This window comes from Pelosinus sp. UFO1 (assembly GCF_000725345.1).
Lineage (GTDB): Bacteria > Bacillota > Negativicutes > DSM-13327 > DSM-13327 > Pelosinus.
Genome location: NZ_CP008852.1, coordinates 2,870,946 through 2,891,339, shown reverse-complemented (window position 1 = coordinate 2,891,339; position 20,394 = coordinate 2,870,946). Strand labels below are relative to the sequence as shown.

Annotated in this window: 20 protein-coding genes and 1 other annotated feature; of the genes, 16 read left to right on the top strand and 4 right to left on the bottom strand. The window is 37.9% G+C overall.

Annotated elements, in window-relative coordinates; genetic code table 11:
• Positions 1 to 98: 98 nt before the first annotated feature.
• Positions 99 to 893, bottom strand: a complete 795-nt coding sequence (gene lgt / locus UFO1_RS13765) for a prolipoprotein diacylglyceryl transferase (RefSeq protein ID WP_038671666.1) — start codon at positions 891 to 893, stop codon at positions 99 to 101.
• Positions 894 to 1,007: 114 nt separating this feature from the next.
• Here lgt and UFO1_RS13760 point away from each other — a divergent pair, with 114 nt between their 5' ends.
• The 8 genes from UFO1_RS13760 (at position 1,008) to mglC (ending at position 9,916) form a co-directional block, all read left to right on the top strand.
• Positions 1,008 to 1,532, top strand: coding sequence for a TlpA disulfide reductase family protein (locus UFO1_RS13760; RefSeq protein WP_038671665.1), 525 nt, complete (start codon positions 1,008 to 1,010; stop codon positions 1,530 to 1,532).
• An 11-nt stretch (positions 1,533 to 1,543) separates the two neighbouring features.
• Positions 1,544 to 2,254: a cytochrome c biogenesis CcdA family protein gene (locus UFO1_RS13755; protein WP_038671663.1), complete on the top strand. Its 711-nt coding sequence runs from the start codon at positions 1,544 to 1,546 to the stop codon at positions 2,252 to 2,254.
• Positions 2,255 to 2,281: 27 nt separating this feature from the next.
• On the top strand, positions 2,282 to 3,277 hold the full coding sequence (gene mgrA, locus UFO1_RS13750; RefSeq protein WP_038671661.1) for an L-glyceraldehyde 3-phosphate reductase: 996 nt from the start codon (positions 2,282 to 2,284) through the stop codon (positions 3,275 to 3,277).
• A gap of 229 nt (positions 3,278 to 3,506) precedes the next feature.
• Positions 3,507 to 4,682: a galactokinase gene (locus tag UFO1_RS13745; protein ID WP_071842020.1), complete on the top strand. Its 1,176-nt coding sequence runs from the start codon at positions 3,507 to 3,509 to the stop codon at positions 4,680 to 4,682.
• A gap of 180 nt (positions 4,683 to 4,862) precedes the next feature.
• Positions 4,863 to 6,074 (top strand): ROK family transcriptional regulator, encoded by a 1,212-nt coding sequence (locus UFO1_RS13740; RefSeq protein WP_038671659.1) that lies wholly within the window; start codon positions 4,863 to 4,865, stop codon positions 6,072 to 6,074.
• Positions 6,075 to 6,204: 130 nt separating this feature from the next.
• Positions 6,205 to 7,233 (top strand): galactose ABC transporter substrate-binding protein, encoded by a 1,029-nt coding sequence (locus tag UFO1_RS13735; RefSeq protein WP_038671657.1) that lies wholly within the window; start codon positions 6,205 to 6,207, stop codon positions 7,231 to 7,233.
• A 134-nt stretch (positions 7,234 to 7,367) separates the two neighbouring features.
• Positions 7,368 to 8,885 (top strand): sugar ABC transporter ATP-binding protein, encoded by a 1,518-nt coding sequence (locus UFO1_RS13730; protein WP_038671655.1) that lies wholly within the window; start codon positions 7,368 to 7,370, stop codon positions 8,883 to 8,885.
• Positions 8,886 to 8,902: 17 nt separating this feature from the next.
• Positions 8,903 to 9,916 (top strand): galactose/methyl galactoside ABC transporter permease MglC, encoded by a 1,014-nt coding sequence (gene mglC, locus UFO1_RS13725; protein ID WP_038671653.1) that lies wholly within the window; start codon positions 8,903 to 8,905, stop codon positions 9,914 to 9,916.
• A gap of 50 nt (positions 9,917 to 9,966) precedes the next feature.
• On the opposite strand, the gene UFO1_RS13720 is transcribed toward mglC, so the two are convergent.
• Together UFO1_RS13720 and UFO1_RS13715 are read right to left on the bottom strand one after the other, a co-directional pair.
• Positions 9,967 to 10,263 carry a hypothetical protein gene (locus UFO1_RS13720; RefSeq protein WP_038671651.1) on the bottom strand — a complete coding sequence of 99 codons (297 nt, stop codon included), beginning with the start codon at positions 10,261 to 10,263 and terminating at the stop codon, positions 9,967 to 9,969.
• 34 nt (positions 10,264 to 10,297) lie between these two features.
• On the bottom strand, positions 10,298 to 10,750 hold the full coding sequence (locus tag UFO1_RS13715; protein WP_038671649.1) for a hypothetical protein: 453 nt from the start codon (positions 10,748 to 10,750) through the stop codon (positions 10,298 to 10,300).
• 417 nt (positions 10,751 to 11,167) lie between these two features.
• Between UFO1_RS13715 and UFO1_RS13705 the strand changes: the two genes are divergently transcribed.
• Entirely contained in the window at positions 11,168 to 11,599 is a 432-nt protein-coding gene (locus tag UFO1_RS13705; RefSeq protein WP_051788937.1) for a hypothetical protein, read from the top strand.
• Positions 11,600 to 11,676: 77 nt separating this feature from the next.
• Here the strand turns inward: UFO1_RS13705 and UFO1_RS13700 are convergent, their stop codons facing one another.
• A complete protein-coding gene (locus UFO1_RS13700) occupies positions 11,677 to 12,072 on the bottom strand; it encodes a hypothetical protein (RefSeq protein WP_038671645.1) in 396 nt (131 codons plus the stop codon).
• Positions 12,073 to 12,189: 117 nt separating this feature from the next.
• Positions 12,190 to 12,401: a binding site (T-box leader), on the top strand.
• Between the two features lie 52 nt (positions 12,402 to 12,453).
• Here UFO1_RS13700 and leuS point away from each other — a divergent pair.
• The 7 genes from leuS (at position 12,454) to UFO1_RS13665 (ending at position 20,337) form a co-directional block, all read left to right on the top strand.
• Positions 12,454 to 14,934: a leucine--tRNA ligase gene (gene leuS / locus UFO1_RS13695; protein WP_038671643.1), complete on the top strand. Its 2,481-nt coding sequence runs from the start codon at positions 12,454 to 12,456 to the stop codon at positions 14,932 to 14,934.
• Positions 14,935 to 15,179: 245 nt separating this feature from the next.
• Positions 15,180 to 16,118 carry an NUDIX domain-containing protein gene (locus UFO1_RS13690; protein WP_038671642.1) on the top strand — a complete coding sequence of 313 codons (939 nt, stop codon included), beginning with the start codon at positions 15,180 to 15,182 and terminating at the stop codon, positions 16,116 to 16,118.
• 77 nt (positions 16,119 to 16,195) lie between these two features.
• Positions 16,196 to 17,536: a nicotinate phosphoribosyltransferase gene (locus tag UFO1_RS13685; RefSeq protein WP_038671639.1), complete on the top strand. Its 1,341-nt coding sequence runs from the start codon at positions 16,196 to 16,198 to the stop codon at positions 17,534 to 17,536.
• A 103-nt stretch (positions 17,537 to 17,639) separates the two neighbouring features.
• Positions 17,640 to 18,236 (top strand): helix-hairpin-helix domain-containing protein, encoded by a 597-nt coding sequence (locus UFO1_RS13680; RefSeq protein WP_038671638.1) that lies wholly within the window; start codon positions 17,640 to 17,642, stop codon positions 18,234 to 18,236.
• Positions 18,237 to 18,344: 108 nt separating this feature from the next.
• The gene (locus UFO1_RS13675; RefSeq protein WP_038671636.1) at positions 18,345 to 19,268 is read left to right on the top strand and encodes a DMT family transporter; all 924 of its coding nucleotides are present in this window, start codon (positions 18,345 to 18,347) and stop codon (positions 19,266 to 19,268) included.
• Between the two features lie 103 nt (positions 19,269 to 19,371).
• Entirely contained in the window at positions 19,372 to 19,794 is a 423-nt protein-coding gene (locus UFO1_RS13670) for a hypothetical protein (RefSeq protein ID WP_236639196.1), read from the top strand.
• Positions 19,795 to 20,043: 249 nt separating this feature from the next.
• Positions 20,044 to 20,337 carry a hypothetical protein gene (locus tag UFO1_RS13665; protein WP_236639195.1) on the top strand — a complete coding sequence of 98 codons (294 nt, stop codon included), beginning with the start codon at positions 20,044 to 20,046 and terminating at the stop codon, positions 20,335 to 20,337.
• Positions 20,338 to 20,394 lie beyond the last annotated feature (57 nt).

Genomic DNA, 20,394 nt, shown 5'->3' with positions numbered 1-20,394 from the left:
AGCCTCAAAACCAAATGGTTTTGAGGCTGTATTCCTTAGAAAATAGTATTGGCTGAGATTGACAATTTCGTTAGATAGTATAGAATAAATGATAATAATTATCTTTTACCTTTACTTTTTTGGGGTTGCTGATTTTTCTTAATACCACACCATATAAAGAAGGCGCTGCCGATCAATATAATGGCTAAACTAGTCAATTGGGCTGACTTTAAGCCCCAAAGTAATGTGCCGTAATCACCGCGCAAGAACTCTAAGAAAAAGCGGGCAATGGAATACAAAATAGTATAGAGGATGAATACTTGGCCTTTAGCATGATTGGTAGTGCGAAATAATAAGAGCAAGACAAAAATAATAATATCAATTTGTCCTTCCCAAACTTCAGCAGGCCAAAGGGGCTGGTTTCCATATACTTGATAGGCCAAAGTGGTTGCCGGGTAAATAATACCAAAAGGACCGCCTGTCGGATGACCAAATGCATCGCCATTTAGTAAGTTTGCCATACGTCCGATGGATTGTCCCATGATAATAGCTGGAGCTACAATGTCAGCAAAAGCCCACGTATCAATATTATGGCGTTTTGTATAGATGTAACCGGCAATAAATCCTAGCAGGATGCCGCCTTGAATCGCCATTCCCCCTTGCCATACAAAGGGAATTTCTAATAGATGGTTTTGGTAGTAGCCCCAGTCGAAGAAGAAGACGTCCCATAAACGGGCACCAACAATTCCGGATAACCCTCCATAGATGCCTATATCAACAACATGATCATGCCAACGGCCATCTTGTTTCGCTAAAAAGTAGGCTGTACCTGTAGCCAAAATGATGCTCAGGCTCAGGATTAATCCATAGGCCCTGATTGGGAAATCTCCGATAAAGAAAAGATATTGGTGCATATATGCCTCCTAGTAATAAAAATAAACGTAGTATTTTTGATCAGTATCTATAGTATAACAAAATATGGTTATTAAACAAACAAAGAAATAATAGAGGTAACTGGAGGTGATAACGTGGGTAGAAAACTTTTCGCAGTTATAGTAGGAATTACTCTAGTAGTTGCAGGATTCTTATATGTAAAAAACTCTGAACCAGAGGCTCAAAAGCCACAGGCATCCCCTGATATTGGCGCAAGGGTGGGGAAAAACTCTCCAGTATTTACTCTTGCTAGCTTGGCAGGTGATAAGGTTACGGTAGGGCAACCTGGCAAAATTACGGTACTTAACTTTTGGGCAACATGGTGCCCACCTTGTCAGGAAGAAATGCCCGAGTTAGATCTGTTTGCCAAGAAAAATCAGCAGAAAATAAATTTTTATGCAATCAATCTGCAAGAGTCTAATGGAAAAGTAAGTGAATTCATGAATAAAAGTAAGTACACTATGCCTGTCTTATTAGATAAAGATGGTATTGTGGCCAAACAATTTCAAGTTGCTGCGATCCCTACTACGATTATTATTGATAAAACCGGAATTATAAAGCATCGGCAGTCAGGTGCTATGACCATGAATGAATTAGACGGTATCATAAACAGTATGTAGGAGATTAGGAAATGGACCAAAATCATGTTACCTTACTCACTGCATTTATCGCAGGCATTCTTTCCTTTTTATCACCATGTGTAATACCTGTTTTGCCTACCTATACCGCCTTTTTAACTGGTGCAGGTAGGCAGGAAACAGGGGTGGGAAGCAAGGAAGGAGATAATTGGCATTTTCTTTTACATGCCAGTTGCTTTTTTTGCGGATTTATTTTAGTCTTTGTTGTGATGGGTGCGACTGCTTCTTATTTTGGACAAGTTTTTCTTGCTTATCAGCAAATAATTCGTCAAGTAGGTGCCTTTTTTATGGTACTTATGGGAATGCATTTGCTAGGAGTTTTAAAAGTAAATTGGTTGGAACGAGAATACCGACCCTTATTAACGAATACATTGCAAGGGCCGATTGGTGCGTTTATTTTGGGAGTAGCTTTCACTGCAGGATGGACTCCTTGTACAGGGCCTATCCTAGCCTCGATTTTGTTGTATGCCAGTGTGAATACTAGTCTTAAAGAAGGAGCACTGCTCTTGTTTGTCTATGCAATGGGATTTTCAGTGCCGTTTTTATTAGTATCTGTATTAATTAAGAACTACTTTTATAAAATGGGAAAGATAGTTAGGTGGCTGCCCTTACTGCAGCGTATAGCAGGAGGTGTATTACTTATTATCGGTGTAATTTTGTATTTTGATTTAATGCAGAGGGTGTTTGGCTTTATCTGGGGATAAGGAAAAATAAATAAGGGGGTAAGGCAGATGGTATATGTAGCACGTGGTGAAAGATATGATGAAATGAAGTATAATTATTGTGGGAATAGCGGATTAAAGCTTTCGGCAATTTCCTTGGGGCTTTGGCACAATTTTGGTGATGTGAACATTTATGAGAATAGCCGAGCTATGGTACGTCGGGGGTTCGATTTAGGAATTACACATTATGATCTTGCCAATAATTATGGTCCCCCTCCTGGATCGGCTGAAGAAACTTTTGGAAGAATTCTACACGATGATTTTAGACGTCATAGGGATGAGATGGTTATTTCTACGAAGGCAGGCTATACTATGTGGTCTGGTCCTTATGGGGACTTTGGTTCTAAGAAATATCTTGTTGCGAGCCTAGATCAAAGCTTAAAGCGAATGGGACTTGATTATGTTGATATATTTTATCATCACCGCCCCGATGCTGAAACTCCCCTAGAAGAGACAATGGGAGCCCTAGATTTACTTGTGCGTCAAGGTAAAGCACTGTATGTTGGTTTGTCCAATTACAAGCATGAACAAGCCCGAGAAGCATTTGCAATTCTTAAAAGGCTAGGTACACCTTGCCTCATTCATCAGCCACGGTATTCTATGTTAGATCGATGGATTGAGGAAGGATTATTAGACGTTTTGGAAGAGGCTGGTGTTGGCTGTATCGCTTTTTCTCCTTTAGGAAAAGGTGTACTTACTAATCGTTATCTACATGGCATACCGGAAGATTCTCGAGTAGCGAGTCAAAGTGTGTTTTTAAAGTCAGAAGATATTACAGAAGAATTACTCTTTAAAGTTCGATCGTTACATCAAATTGCTGAAAAAAGAGGGCAGAGCATGGCTCAAATGGCTTTGGCCTGGGTGCTTCGTAAGAAGCAAATGACATCTGTCTTGATTGGGGCTAGTAAGGTAAGTCAAATTGATGACTGTGTAGGAGCATTACAGTATCTCGATTTCAGCTCCGAAGAATTAGCGAAAATTGATGAAATTTTAAAAAATAAATAGTATATAAATCCAAGAACTTGGCAAAAAAGCCAAGTTCTTTTTAATCATAAAAAAGTTGATGGAAAAAACTGAAAAATTTTTTGATTCAGAAAGGAATTTACAAAATAAAGGCGAATACATTATTTAACTTAATAAAATGCTTAAATAAGTAATAGTAAATATATAATACTTTTATGACATTTCCGCGTGGAGGTTACGTTTCGCTAAGGATAGCAGGAGGGGATTGAAAATGGATATTCTTCGTTTTAAAAGTCTCTTTAAAGAAAAATATGGTGAAAGAAGTGAGCAGGGGCCAGTGCAGTTTTTTTTCTCTCCTGGCAGGGTTAATTTAATTGGTGAACACATTGACTATAATGGTGGTTATGTATTTCCCGCAGCTCTATCTTTGGGGATATATGGTGCCTTGCGGTTTCGTTCTGATCAATTCATTCAACTAAAATCCACGAATGCTTCACAAAGTGTTACTATTAATTTGGCAGAACCAATTGTATATAATCCAGAAGATGGCTGGGCTAATTATCCTAAAGGGGTTATTAAACAGCTGTTAGATGATGGACATTTGTTAAAAGGTTGCGATATATTATTTTCAGGTGATCTTCCTGATGGGGCGGGCCTTTCTTCTTCAGCGGCCTTGCTGGTATTAGTAACGTTTATGTTGCGTTATGCTGATGGCGAGAGGGATATTGACAAGGTGGCTATTGCAAAATTTACTCAGAAGGTGGAGAATCAATTCATTGGAGTTAACTGCGGTATTATGGATCAATTTGCCGTAGCCATGGGTAAAAAAGACGTTGCCATATTACTGGATTGCAATACATTACATTATAAGTATACTCCCTTTGCCTTGGGAGAATACAGTTTGGTTATAATGAATACGAATAAGAAACGAGAGTTAGCAGAATCCAAATATAATGAGCGTCGTGATGAGTGCGAACAAGTAGTTGACATCATAAAGAAGCACCGACAGGTTGAAAGCCTTTGTCAAGTTTCTATATTAGAGATAGACAAATATGTAGAAAATGATGTATTGCGCCGCAGAGCACACCATGTTATATCAGAAAATGACAGGGTACTGTTAGCAGTTGAGCTATTAGAAAAAGGTGATATCATTGGCTTTGCAAATCTGATGACCCAGTCGCATATCTCGCTAAAAGCTGATTATGAGGTTACGGGAGTAGAATTGGATTGCATTGTTGAGAATGCTCTTTTAGCGAAAGGGTGTATTGGGGCTCGTATGACGGGAGCCGGCTTTGGTGGCTGTGCTATTGCTTTGGTAGCAACATGTAATATAGATCAATTTAAAGTTGTCGTAGCTCAAGAGTATCAAAAAACAACAGGCTTACTACCCGATTTTTATGTAGCAAGTATTGTCGATGGTGTGAGATTATTGGATGCTAAAAGTTAATATGAGTAAAAAAAAATAATTGAAATATTCTAAATTGCGGGATTCTTATTATTATTTTGACATTCTAGCACAAAAATTTGTCGATAGATTATGGAGATACCAGAGTTGAAGCCTAGGCTATAATATAAAGCTGAAAAATAAGGTGATTTCTCATGGTGTGCTAATAAGGTAGGGGATATAGTGGAAAATGTCATAGCAAATACGTTCAAAATAGGCAGTAGTAATGACGAGCAGACGATGAATGTGATTCGGCGTCAGGGACCCATATCAAGAGTGGAAATCGCGAAAATGACAGGATTGACCCCTCCTACAGTTACTAATATTACTACCAAACTTTTGGATTTAGGGTTAATCGTAGAAGATAGTATTGGTGAGTCTAGCGGTGGTCGCAGGCCTTTGTTATTAAAAATTAATAATTTGCTTGCTACTGTAATTATTATTTACGTTCGTTCGGAACAAATGATAGGTTATGTGATTGATCCTGAGTTTCAAATACAATGGGAAGACCATAGAAGTATTAAGGGGAAAAAACCCGAAGAAGTTCTTGAGATTATGATGGATATTATTGTTGCCTGCCAAAACATGGCGAAAATTCCTGTACTTGCTGTAGGAGTCGTTGTTAGAGGTCCAGTTCGAATACGAGATGGAGTAGCAGTGTTTGTCCCTAATATTGGCTGGAAGAATGCACCACTTAAAGACATTATTGAAGAAAGAATTGGTTTACCTGCATTTATTGAAAATGATGTAAAAGCATTAAGTAATGGCGAGTACTATTATGGCTCGGTAAAAGAAGCCAGCAGTATGATTCTATTGAAAGTAAGTCATGGTATTGGTGGTGGCATTATATTTAATGGTGCACTTTATCGAGGTGTAAATGACAGTGCTGGTGAAGTGGGTCATACTACGATTGATGTAGCTGGGCCAATATGTAGTTGTGGTAACTATGGATGTTTAGAATCACTAGCTTCTGAAAATGCCTTAGTTGACATGGTAGTTAAGGCAATAAAAGAAGGGCAAGAATCATTGATTTATGGGTTAGTAGACGGAAATCTATCAAATGTTACTCCTGAAACTATTTATCAGGCTGCAGATGCCAAAGATGAATTGGCAATTCGTATGTTAGGAAAGGTAGCCCGCTATTTAGGGATTGGCATTGCGAATTTTGTTAACATTTTTAATCCTGAAATTGTCATTATTGGCGGTGGAATCGTTAGAGGACGCCAGTATATTGAAGATATAGTTAGACAGATCGTAAAAGACAGGTCCTTTGAAAGCTGTAGCAGTGTACTAGAGATCAGCTTTTTGACGACAACTACCGAGAATACACTAAAAGGTGCAGCTGACATTGTGTTTGCTGAAATTACAGAGTCAATATGGCTTGGGCAACGGTAGTTCACTATGGTGGCATTATTATAAAACAGTTAAAGCAGCCTGTTTATAGTGTAAATTCATTATATTCAGGTAATCACAACGTTTTATAATATGTAATATTCCACATAAATTATTTGAGGAGGGTTAATCTGTGAAAAAGAATTGGAAGGGACTCTTGATTTCAACGTTGTTAGCGGGGGCATTGGTAGCTGGATGTTCAAGCTCAACACCACCTGCTGCTGGGGACGCAAGTAAAGGTGGTAAGAACTTAATTGGTGTTGCGATCTACAAATTTGATGATACCTTTATGAGTGGTGTACGCAGTGCTATTTCTAAGGCTGCCGAAGGCAAGGCTCAATTAGAAATCGTTGATAGCCAAAATTCACAGCCTACCCAGAATGACAAGGTTGACTTATTTATTAACAAAAAAGCAAAAGCACTTGCTATTAATCCAGTTGATCGTAATGCAGCTGGCGTAATTGTTGATAAAGCAAAAGCTGCTAATATTCCTGTAGTATTTTTAAACCGTGAACCTCTTCCAGAAGATATGAAAAAATGGGATAAAGTTTTCTATGTAGGCGCTAAAGCTGAGCAATCTGGGATCATGGAAGGACAATTAGTTGTCGACTATTTCAAAGCTCATCCTACAAAAGACGGCGTAATCCACTATGTTATGCTCAAAGGTGAACCAGGTCACCAAGATGCTGAAATGCGTACTAAATTTGCCATTAAAGCAATCGAAGATGCTGGTATGAAGGTTGAAAAAGTAGCTGAAGATACTGCTATGTGGGATCGTGTAAAAGGTCAAGAAAAAATGGCAGCCTTCTTAGCAGCAAATGAAGGAAAAATAGATGTCGTATTAGCAAATAATGATGACATGGCTCTTGGTGCTATTGAAGCATTGAAAGCTAAAGGATATTTTAAAGATGGAAAATATATGCCTGTAGTTGGTGTTGATGCTACTGCTCCAGCTTTGAAAGCATTAGAAGAAGGTACTTTGTTTGGAACAGTTTTAAACGATGCTAATAACCAAGGTAAAGCAACTTTTAATCTTGCAAATGTATTGGCTGAAGGTCAAGCACCTACGAAAGAAAACACTGGTTATACTATTACTGATGGTAAATATGTATGGATTGATTATAAGAAAATTACAAAAGAAAATATGAACGAAGCTAAGTAATTTTGGGACTTACCTAAGATTCAATAGAGAACTGTAGTTAGAAATGGCAAGGGCCAATGTAGCTCACGTTGTACCTTGCCATTCTATTTAATGAAGTAGAAAAAAGCCTTCAAGAGAAAGAGAGGCGCTAAAAAATGACAGAAACAAATTTTTTACTTGAAATGAATCATATCTCCAAAGAGTTTCCTGGGGTAAAGGCCCTAGATGATGTGACACTTAAAGTAAGGCCTGGTACTGTTCACGCTTTGATGGGGGAAAATGGTGCAGGAAAGTCTACATTAATGAAATGTCTTTTTGGGATATATAAGCAGGATGCTGGTGAAATCATTTTAAATGGACAAAAACTAGATATTCATAATTCTAAGGATGCCCTGAATTATGGAGTTTCCATGATTCATCAGGAATTGCATCCCATTCCTCATAGAGATGTTATGGAAAATGTATGGCTTGGACGCTTTCCAATGAAAGGTATTGGACCTTTTCAATTCGTGGACCATAAAAAAATGTATGCTGATACAACCGCTTTGTTTGAGCAACTTGAAATTGACATCAATCCGAACGCATTAGTTAAAACCTTATCCGTATCTAAAATACAGTCTATAGAAATTGCTAAAGCCGTATCTTTCAATTCAAAAATTATCGTAATGGATGAACCAACCTCTTCATTGACTGGTACAGAAGTAGAACAACTGTTTAAAATTATACGTGATCTACGAAAAAGAGGAGTTTCTATCATCTATATATCTCATAAAATGGAAGAAATTCTTCAAATATCGGATGAGGTAACCATTATGCGCGATGGTAAGTATATTGGCACCTGGAATGCAGCAGAATTGACTACGGATCTTATTATTTCCAAAATGGTTGGACGTGATCTGACGCAACGCTTTCCCGAGCGTACGAATGTACCTGGCGAAGTTGTGTTAAGAGTTGAGAATCTAACGTCACCAAATCCGCGTTCCTTTAAAAATGTAACCTTTGATCTTCGAAAAGGAGAAGTATTAGGGGTTGGTGGTCTTGTAGGAGCACAACGTACAGAGTTAATTGAAGCTATCTTTGGATTGCGTGCAATAGCGGCAGGAAAATTTATTTTAAATGGTAAAGAGGTTAAAATAAAATCACCAGCCGATGCAAAAAAACATAAGATAGCCTTGCTTACAGAGGAGCGTCGGGTGACAGGCATATTCCCTGTGTTACCCATAACGGAAAACACGGCAATTGCTAACCTTGATGCTTACCAGACACCTTATTTCTTACTTGATGAACAGAAGATGAAAGAAGATGCAGTTAAGAGTGCTGAAAGGCTTCGGGTAAAAACGCCTTCTGTTAGAGAGTTAATTAAAAATTTATCAGGTGGAAATCAACAAAAAGTCTTGTTAGGCCGTTGGCTACTAATGAATCCTGATATACTGCTTCTTGATGAACCAACTCGTGGTATTGATGTTGGTGCAAAGTTTGAAATCTATACGATTATTGCTGAACTAGCTAAACAAGGCAAGAGTATCATTATGATTTCTTCAGAAATGCCTGAGATATTAGGGATGTCTGACAGAATTATGGTAATGTGCGAAGGAAGGCTTACTGGAATAATTGATCAAAAGAATGCTACAGAGCGGGAAATCATGCGTCATGCAACATTATACATGGCGTAAACAAGGGAGGGTCCAAAATGAACTTTGATACAAAGAAAATGAATGAGTTCTTATTGCAGTATGCAATATATGGTGTTTTGCTTGTATTGATTGTAGCAATTGCCGTGTATAATTCAAATTTTTTATCGATAAATACCTTACGTGATATTTTAATGCAATCTTCTACCCGAGTAATTATTGCCCTTGGGGCTGGCTTTGTTTTGATAACGGCAGGTGTCGATCTTTCGGCAGGGCGTGTTGTTGGTTTAGCAGCAGTATTGTCGGGTTCTATGCTGCAGGTTGCAGATTATTCCCGGAGATTTTTTCCTGACTTACCTCAACTTCCAATCTGGATACCAATTGTGATCGCTATACTTGGCGGACTTATTGTTGGTTTACTAAATGGGTGGATTGTAGCGAAATTCAGTGTACCACCTTTTATTGCAACGTTAGGAACTTATGTAATGGTCTATGGTGTAAACTCGATTTATTTTGATATGAAACCGAACGAATCTCAGCCAATTGGCGGTTTAAGATCCGACTTTACTATAATTGGTTCAGGATCTTTTGGTACTGGTCCTTATTCGATACCCTACATAGTTCTCATAGCATTAATAGTAGCCTTTATAGTTTGGGTTATTTTCAATAAAACCAAACTAGGGAAAAACATGTATGCCATTGGTGGTAATATGAATGCGGCAACCGTTTCGGGTATTAATGTTGGTCTTAACTTAGTTATGATTTATGCAATTGCTGGAGCACTTTATGGATTTGCTGGTGTATTGGAAGCAGCAAGAACGGGTGGTGCTACAAATAATTATGGCAACATGTACGAATTAGATGCTATTGCAGCTTGTGTTGTTGGCGGTGTATCCACAACAGGGGGCATTGGTACCGTACCTGGTATTTTAGTCGGGGTAGTTATTTTTACGGTTATCAATTATGGTTTGACTTTTGTCGGTATGAATCCTTATTGGCAGCTTATTATAAAAGGTCTCATTATCGTAGCTGCTGTTGCTGTAGATATTCGGAAGTATCTTACAAAAAAATAAATAAATTTGTAAAAAAACTGACTGCCATCTTGGCAGCCAGTTTTTTTACGTTAAAATGGGTTAAATGAAAATACCCGCGAGTTTGCGCTAGAATATAACACCTTTAGTTTTCTTTTTCGTGTTATCGGAGTATGTTTAGAATAGTTTAATAATAATTCAGTAGATATTTCATCATAAGGGGTACCGTCAGATTTGGTAATCTGATCGCTTTTCATCCATTTCTTCACATCAAATGCGGTAAATTGAGTAGGTAATCTTTCAGCATCTACTGCTAGTTTCATCTCTTCAACCAAAGAAGCTTCGCATAGGACGATAGGGTTAAGAGTAGTATCTTGTAAATGTTCCACGAATGATTCCTCCTATTGATAGGTGGCAGTTAAATTAATAAATAATGCGAATACTGCCATCATTAAATATTTCTATATCATTGTAGCTGTCCATGATTTTCTTAGCTGTATCGCTGCTTACTGTATTAAGATCAGCAGTGCCATAGATAATATCGTGATAATGATTGAAGGTTCCAAGGTTATTAATTGCCATATAATAATGGACCTTGTCATTACAACCAGTTGGCGCTAGCTTTACACCATGCTTTTTTAACCATTCAACGGCTTCTTCATGGCTGCGGATCTCTTTTGTAAGGTGGGCGATGACATGACGATCTGTACCAGCGTGTCCAACTTTAAAATGGTCAAGACATTCTTGGCAAATTCCTTTATCCCCAACCAAGGATACTGCTACTGGTTTATCCTCATAACAATAAAAGCATGTACCATTATTATGACGACGCCATTTATAAATATCTTCATATACTTTTTTCTTGCGAAATAGCATCAGTTATGTCTCCCTATTACATTTTATCAGTATGCCCTAGTATACCTGTTTTCGAGGTGATTGTATACATGAGTTTTTAGTTGTCGTCTATAGGAGCTTTTTGAAAATGCATAGCAAAAAAACGATTAATTGAAGAGTTCTATGCAGGAGACTTGTAAATTGCCTGCGAATATTACAAAGAAAAAGACAATGTTTTTACAGCTACATCCATGTATAGCTACCATGATGGAAGATATTCGAAAAATAGGTTTTCAGCTGTTGAACTTTCAACGGCATATGGAAAATAGATTCTGCATTTCACAAGAAGTAAATTTTTTCTTAGTGCTATTGAATATTCAAGTTATAATAAGGTTATGATTTTATAAGATTGCATATACGTTATAGAAAAAAAGAAGGTTTTTGAGGAGGAAATAGAATTTGTTAATTCCGTGGGAAATATTACGTGAGGATAAAGAAGCATCCAATAATTTTTTAGAAAACTTACTCGAACTTGCGGCTGCTGATCCGCTTCTATTTGATGAAGTTATGCGAGGGATATTATATGAAGATCCTGCCATTCGGGTGCAGGCTGCAACAATGGTTGAAAAAGTAACTTGTGTTCGACCCTTATTTTTGACATTATATAAAAGAATAATGATAAATGAGTTTTCTACTATTGAGCAGCCTGAAGTACGAAGACTGGTTGCTTTATTATATGGACGTGTGTTATGGGATGAGTGGGAAATGAAGCAAGTGGTTACCTTACTTAAGGGGTGGATTGAAAGTGAAGAAGATAAAGAGGTTCGCGAAAATTCTATAAAATCTCTTGAGGCACTAGATATGCAAAATGCCCGAAGGCAGGCTCTTTAACGAAAATATAAGGATACCTTCTTTTTAGGTATCCTTATCAAATATTATTTTATTCAGTCCAAATTCAAGCCATTGGTTTACTTGATAGTCGAAGCCCAACTTTCAAAAGCTTTCACAAGTTCATCTCTAGCATCACTTACGGCATTACCAGTCCATTCCTGCCCCGTATCTCCATCGTACCAAAGGTCTTTATTGCTAAAGGTACCAGTGGGGTAGAGTTTTTCTTGAATTGCTACCTGCATACCGTCAAGCATACTTTGCTTAATGGTTTTACGTGACTGTCTATGTCCTGTTTTTTCTGTGGGGATTATATCAAGACCTGTTTCCCCTTTAGTAATTTCAATATGGGATAAAACTTTTCCTTGCCCTTGCGCTGCTGCGATGGATTGCCTAGCAGCGGCAGTAGCTTGTTCGCGACTAATCGAATCATCAGATACAGTGATTCTAATATTGCCAATGATTAACTTATACACAGAATACACCTCCCAAGAAAAAATGTATGCCTATCCTTTTGAATATAGAACAATTGGTAAAAAAATAGACTGAATAGTGTTAATTGACTTTCTAGATAGGGTGGGATATAATATTGTGTAAGTCCTACGAGGCAGAATAGTAAGCTTTTATTTGTGGTGCAGACAGTTGGCGGATGATGCGAGCCAATCCCAAATAAGTTGAACTCACTGCGGAGGAGTAGCCATGAATTAGTAGTGGCTAACGCTTGATTAGCGTTAACAATCATTGAGAGGATGGCAGTTGCTATCAATCAGGGTGGTATCGCGGGTATGTATAACTCGTCCCTGGCTAATTAGCCAAGGGGCGGTTTTTTATTTTTTATAAATAGGAGGCTTTTTTTAATGAATGAAAGATATGTTCCTAAGGAAATTGAATCAAAATGGCAAAAGCACTGGGCTGAGCACAACACTTTTAAGACAGAGCTAAATCGTCAGCGCCCGGAATATTACGTTCTAGAAATGTTCCCTTATCCATCGGGCAATTTACATATGGGTCATGTACGCAATTATTCGATAGGTGATGTAATTGCTAGATTTAAAAGCATGCAAGGCTATAATGTTCTTCATCCAATGGGATGGGATTCCTTTGGTATGCCTGCAGAAAATGCAGCAATTAAACATGGTGTTCACCCAGCAGAATGGACATGGGAAAATATAGCAAATATGCGCCGTCAACAACAAGAATTGGGACTATCCTACGACTGGGATAGAGAAGTTGCCACATGTCACCCTGACTATTATCGTTGGACCCAATGGTTATTCTTGCTGTTCGTGGAACGAGGACTTGCTTATAAGAAAAAAGCAGCGGTAAATTGGTGTAATGACTGTAATACGGTACTAGCAAATGAACAGGTAATTGATGGCTGCTGTTGGCGCTGTGATTCCGTCGTGGTGAAAAAAGAATTAGAACAATGGTTCTTCAAAATAACAGAATATGCAGATCGACTCTTAAGTGATCTTAGCGAATTAAAAGGCTGGCCTGAGCGAGTCAAAACTATGCAAGAAAATTGGATTGGTCGCAGTGAAGGGGCCGAGTTTACCTTTGCCGTAGCTGACTTTGAAGAAGAAATCGCTGTCTATACAACTAGGCATGATACCGTTTTTGGGGTAAGTTATGTGGTATTAGCCCCTGAACATAAACTAGTTGAGAAACTTATTGCTGGTAAAGAAAATGAACAGGCTGTTCGTCAATTTGTAGAAAAAGTAAGAAATATGAGCGAAATTAGTCGTACTTCTAGTGAATTTGAGAAGGAAGGCATGTTTACTGGGGCGTATGCAGTCAATCCTTTTACTGATGAAAAAGTGCCAATTTGGGTAGCTAATTATGTATTAGTGGAATATGGTACGGGAGCAGTAATGGGCGTTCCTGCACATGACGAACGAGACTGGCAATTCGCTAATAAATATAAATTAGCAAAAAAATTGGTAATACAACCTGAAGGGCAAGAGCTAACGATTGAATCTATGACAGGTGCCTACGATGGTGATGGTGTTATCGTAAATTCTGGACAATTTACGGGATTGAAGAGTGAAGCTGGGAAGGTCGCAATTGCAAAATGGTTGGAAGAACAAGGTTATGGCAAACGGCGTGTAAATTATCGCTTACGTGACTGGTTAGTTTCGCGTCAGCGGTATTGGGGCGCACCAATTCCCCTTATTAATTGTCCTAGCTGTGGTAGTGTACCTGTACCTAAAGATCAGTTACCTGTCTTATTACCGGAAAATGTTAATTTCAGTGCAGGTTCTGTTTCGCCTCTAGCTAAGGTAGAAGAATTTGTAAACTGCACATGCCCTGAATGTGGCGGTGCTGCTAAACGTGAGACAGATACTATGGACACTTTTATTTGTTCTTCTTGGTATTATATGCGTTACACAGATCCGAAGAATATGTTAGCGCCTTTTGATTCTACAAAAGCAGACTATTGGGCACCTGTAGATCAATATATTGGCGGCATTGAACATGCTATATTGCATCTATTGTATTCAAGATTTTTTACTAAAGTATTAAAAGATGCTGGTTTAATTAATGTGAATGAGCCTTTCAAAAACTTGCTAACACAGGGTATGGTTATTAAAGATGGTTCTAAAATGTCTAAGTCAAAAGGCAATGTAGTATCTCCTGAGGAAATCATTGCAAAATATGGCGCGGATACAGCCCGGTTATTTATTCTATTTGCGGCACCACCTGAGCGTGATTTAGAATGGAATGACCAAGCAGTAGAAGGTTCTTATCGTTTCTTAGGACGTTTATGGCGTATAATTGATCATTATGCTTCTTTCATGGCAGGGGAAGAAACTGAGTATGATAGTAGCACTCTTACTAAGGATGAACGTAACCTTAGACGTGTATTGCATGGGACAATTAAAAAGGTAACGGAAGACATTGGCGATCGTTTTAATTTTAATACAGCTATCAGCTCTATCATGGAATTGGTAAATGCCATGTATACTATTAAAGATCAGAATATATCATTAAATCCTGGATTGGTGAGGGAGACCGTATCAAGTTTATTATGTTTATTAGCTCCTTTTGCACCTCATATTACAGAAGAATTATGGAGTGAAACGATTGGTCAAGGTAGTGTTCACAAACAGTTGTGGCCTATTTTTGATGAAAAAGCAATCGAGCTAGAGGAAGTAGAAATTGTTGTACAGATGAATGGCAAGGTAAAAGAGAAGATTGTTGTTTCTGCTACTTTAAATGCCAAAGAATTGGAAGAAAAGGTTCTAGGGGAAGAAAAAGTACAAGCTTTGCTGTCAGGTAAAGAAGTGATAAAAGTAATTGCCGTACCAGGAAAGTTAGTTAATATTGTAGCACGTTAAGAGTGTAATTAAGAAAGTAAAACCCGATCTAATTGATTAGATCGGGTTTTATTATTACAAATCCATCTTGAAAATAATACAGTATGACTAAATTCGAGGAAGTTTTCTGAAAATTATTGCCAAGGATAGAATGGACATGTATAATAATACTAATAAGATAATATCAAAAGGATAATATCAAAAAGATCCTAAATAAAAACCGCCAATTACTCTTTATATTTTGATGATTAGCGGGAGGTAAAAATATGAGTGATGCTAAAAATGGTTTTTTTAGAGATTGTGATAAAAGTGCCTATATACAATCATCTAATACAGTTGATATGGTTATCTTTAGTGCGATTGATGGTGAAGATAAGGATCCTAGACGGCTCCCTGATAAGGTTCTGCAAATATTGTTAGTAAAGAAGAAAAAAGATCCCTTATCGACGAAAGAAAGTGAATCTCAGCAAGGTAAATGGGCGCTTCCAGGTGGGTTTGTAAATTACGAAGAAAGTATTGACGAAGCTGCCGTAAGGGAGTTAAAGGCGGAGACCAATCTAGAAAATGTGTATATGGAACAACTGTATACCTGGGGACGGGTCTACCCTGATCTTCGACGTAGAGTAATCAGTACATCCTATATGGCTTTAGTAGATAGAGAAAAATTTATTGTAAAATCCGGTGAAGACGCAGAGGATGTAAGATGGTTCAATGTTAGTAGTAAGGTAATCGAAAAAATAAAAAGTCCAACAGCAAATGGTTACATTCTTGAAAAAACATTTGAGATTATAGTTGAAAATGAGGAAATTACGATAAAAGACCATGTTATGGTCAAAACAATAGTAGAAGGTCATATTTCTAAAACAGAAAACACCTATATTGAGAATAAGAATGGCTTGGCCTTTGACCATGCGAAAGTTATTCAATATGCTCTTGATAGAATGAAAAATAAAGTAATGTATACAGATATCGCCTTTAGTTTGATGCCAGAATTATTTACGCTTACTGAATTACAAAAAGTATATGAGGTATTATATAGCCGAGAATTGGCAGATGCTTATTTTAGAAAAAAAGTAAAGCGAATGCTGACGAAAACCACTCTGTTATCTGAGGGGAAACGTTTTAGGCCTTCAAAACTTTATCGTTTTAATCCTAAGTGGACGGAAAAGGACGATGAGGAATTTTGTGTAAAAAATGATGAATAAGGAACGTATGGAAAAATATTCATGGAAGCTATTGAAAATACAGAGTCTGGATTTTTAAAGGTGAAAGGGGCAGGAAAATGGCTATATTTAATGGAGAAAGATTAGCAGCAGAAATTTTTAAAATTGAGGCAGATAAAATTCGACGAGGTTGGTATTCTGATAAATATTTTAGTAACAATGTAATATTGCTTGAAGCGTTGGCAAAGGAAGAATATCATTTTGCTGGTAATAGTGATATTAAAGAAATAGATTGTTCCACCGTACAGGTTGGCGATGTGGAAGTGGAGATGCAATTTTTTACACGGAGAAGACCGTGTAGTTTGGTGGCAGGAGTAGATGAGGCTCTTGCGATTATAAAAATGTGTACGGGGTACTTTAATGATGACGGGCAATTCATAAATACTTATCATCAACTAGAGGTGGAGGCTGTACAAGATGGTACGTTTGTCTATTATGATGGTGATCCTTTAAGCGTTCAACCTGTTCTGAGGATTCGTGGTCGCTATCGGGATTTTGCAAAACTGGAAACAGTGATACTTGGAGTTATTGCTGAACCCACTCGTATTGCGACGAATGTATATAACACTCTAGTTGCTAGTCGTGCGAAAGATATTTTGTTTTTTCCTGCACGTTTTGCCCACTATAAGATGCAAGCCTTGCATGGGTATGCATATTCTATAGCAATTCAGGCTTATAATCAAAAATACAGTAAAAAGAATTGTCGTTTTGTCAGTACCGATGAACAGGGTACCTGGTGGGGGGGCGAGGGCGGAGGCACTATCGCTCATGCGACAATTTGCTGTTTCATGGGAGACACTGTAGAGACCATGATGCAATACTCTAGGATTTTCCCAAAAGAAGTTTCTAGACTAGTGCTAGTTGATTTTCATAATGACTGTGTTGGTGAAACGAAAGCTGTAATGACAGCTATGTTTGTAAAATATCTTGCTTACTTTAAAGCGGGACAGCTAGAAGAAGCGGAAAAATATAAACTATATGGAGTACGCCCTGATACTTCTAAAAATATGCGGGACAAGTCTATTGTACCCACAGGAAATAAGCAACAAGATATGGGGGTATCACCAAGGCTCGTGTGGAACCTGCGAGAGGCAATTGATACAGTGTATACTGAATGGGATCTGACACCTGAGGAAATAGTGATTGCTAAAGAATGGTGTGAACAAATCAAAATTTGTGTTACCGGAGGGTTCAACGCCAAGAAAATTCGTGAATTTGAGGAGATGGATGTGCCTGTAGATATCTATGGAGTTGGCTCATCTTTGCTGGAGAATTCAGATGAAACCAATAATGATTTTACGGCAGATATTGTTCGTATAAAAGTAAATGGTGAGTGGCGTAATCTTTCTAAGATTGGTCGGTCCGTTTGTGAAAATCCTAATTTGGAGCGGATTGAATAAATAAAAAATTTAACTGAGAATAACTGAACTTTTTGTTGTAAATAAAAGGAAAACACTTTACTTTGTCGAAGGTGTTAGTACAAGTTACAACAGGAGGGATATCGTGCTTGAGCAAAGGAATAAAATATTATTTATTGTGATGCTGGCGGTATTAATTGTAGCAGGTAGTTTTTATAGTTTTTGGCAGAAGAATTCAATATCAGCGTCGACATCTTCTAGTGAAGCCCTAGCCAAAAGTGCTCCTATTATCGAAGAAAAAACCAGTGAAATCTTTGTGTATATAAGTGGAGCAGTTCATAACCCAGGTGTATTTAAAGCCTCACAAAATGCAAGAGTTTTTGATATCGTTGCGATGGCTGGTGGTCTTACCTCTGATGCCGATGTGACAAAAATTAATATGGCACAGTCAGTAAAAGATGGTACACACCTTCATGTTGCTGAAAGGGCAATCGTCCAAGGGAACAACGTAGCTGCTGGCTTAAACAAGAGTAAGGTGGGTGGCAGCAGCAATACCGTTAATATTAATACTGCAGAAAAAAACGAATTGGATGCATTGCCTGGGGTAGGGCCAGCATTAGCAGAGCGTATTATAGAATATCGTCAGACCAATGGTAGTTTTAAAGATATTGATGAATTAAAGAAGGTCCCAGGAATTGGGTCAAGTAAATTTGAGAAAATGAAAGAAAAAATAAGCATCTGATTTTCCTATTAAAGACTATGCCCTATTGTTCAAGATGAGGAACGATAGGGCATTTGTTTATAATTCAAAAGTCAGACACTATTCATTTCGAAATACAGGAGTGTAAATATGGAAAAACAAAATCTCACTAAAATTTATCTCATTCTCTTATTAGTGCCTTTATTTTGGGGAGGTGCATTTGGGACAACGAAACATATTTTATCGGAATTATCTCCCCTAACGACATCAGCCCTTCGATTTATCATTGCTGGATTACTTATGCTCATTTGGAGCAGTTGGCGTAAAGAGTTGACTTGGCTGCCTATTAAACAGAATTTTTTTTACCTATTAGCTTTAGGTGCAACAGGTGTTTTTTCCTATAACTATTTTTTTGCCACAGGCTTACAGTATACCTCCGCGGTAACGGCAGCTCTGATTATTGTCATTAATCCAGTTTTTACAACATGTATTGCTAGTTTCTTTATGGGGGAGGCGTGGAACTGGCGTACATTGCTGGGAGTAATCATATCCTTACTAGGTGTTTCCTTAGTTGTTAGTAAAGGAGACCTAAGCGTGCTGACTCAGATGTCTATTGGTCGTGGCGAAATTTATTTATTTGGTTCCGTTGCAAGTTGGGTTATTTATACCCTTCTTGTTAAAAAAGTCAGCCGCACCATTGGAACAACTGTAGTCACTGCTGTATCAACAATGATGGGAGCAGTGATGTTGCTGGTCCTTTCGATAATAAAAGAAGATCAATGGAGCAAAGTCTTAAATCTATCCAACCAAACGATGCTGGAAATAATATATCTGGCGACTTGCGCTACAGTAGTGGCCTTTTTGCTGTTTAATTGGGGGATTCAACGTATTGGCGCAACCAAGGCATCAGCCTATATTAACCTTATGCCGATAAATGCATTGTGGATTGCCGTATTCCTATATGGAGAAAAAATTTCAGCATACCATTTGATCGGTATGTCTCTTACCGTTCTAGGTGTATATATTACAACGCAGAACAAAATACAACTTATGCCAAAGGGGCAGGTTCAGTGATATAAAGCAATTGGCAATGTATGTGGTTAAAAAAACACAATAAATCCCAGGTATTCCTTTGCCTTTTTAAGCCATACTATTTATTGTAAAGGGTTCGTAATGGTTGAGCCAAGACTGGTGCCGGATCTTAATAGGGTTCGGTATTGGTCGGCCAAAGATTATTGTCGGGTCGAAAGGTTCGGCAGTAGTCGGCGGGCAGATCGTTATATGTCTTGTAAGGCTGTACGGCAGCCCAACTGTTGTCGTGTGGTCAAAAGGGATGTGTAACGGTCGAGCTAAGACTGTCATGGGTGCTGAAGCTATAGGGGTCGGCCGTTGTCGGGAGATTGCGACCGGTTCGGTAGGTATCTGTGGCAGTCGAGCAAAGGTCAGTATCGGTTGTGTAATGCTTGTGGGTAGTCGAAAGATTGCGTATAGGTATGTAATGATCGGTATTGGCTGTAGCGTAGATCATTACGGGCTCTTTTTAAAGCTAACGGATCTTCCGTTAGTTTTTTATTGTGTGTTAGTTACTATAGTAGTATGAACCTTAACTCCAGATTTTTAAATTTAAAAGTTCCTATGTATGGTTGCAGTATATAATGATTTCTGAATCGATAGAAATGATTAATATCACTAAACGATAAAGAGTAATTAGTTATCATATTGAAAATAATGAGTGGAAAATAGTTGAATATATTTAACAAAGAACGGAGAAAATGCAGATATAAAGTAAAATAAACGTAGTTTAAAACTTTCAACTCAAATTGTTGATATTAAGAAGGAGGATTATAATATGACCCACAAGAATAGTGAGGAAAGTATATCAGATTGTAGTACCGCAGGTAAAGGCTTCGCACGTACAGAAAATAATCATATCGCTTCTGAGAGTTGCGGTTTGCCAACTAGGGGATTTGCTAATACTGACTTTGGTAAACAGGATGAAATCACTCAAGAAGATGATAGTAAATTAGATTGCAGTACGGCAGGTATGGGATTTGCTCGTACTGACAGATGTAAGATAGCTCCAGAAAATTGCGCTTTTCCAACGAAAGGATTTGCTACCACCGATTTTGGCAAGAAAGAATAACGAATAAATTTTAAAAAATATAAAGTTAAATCTACAAAAGGATTGACAAACTGTGGC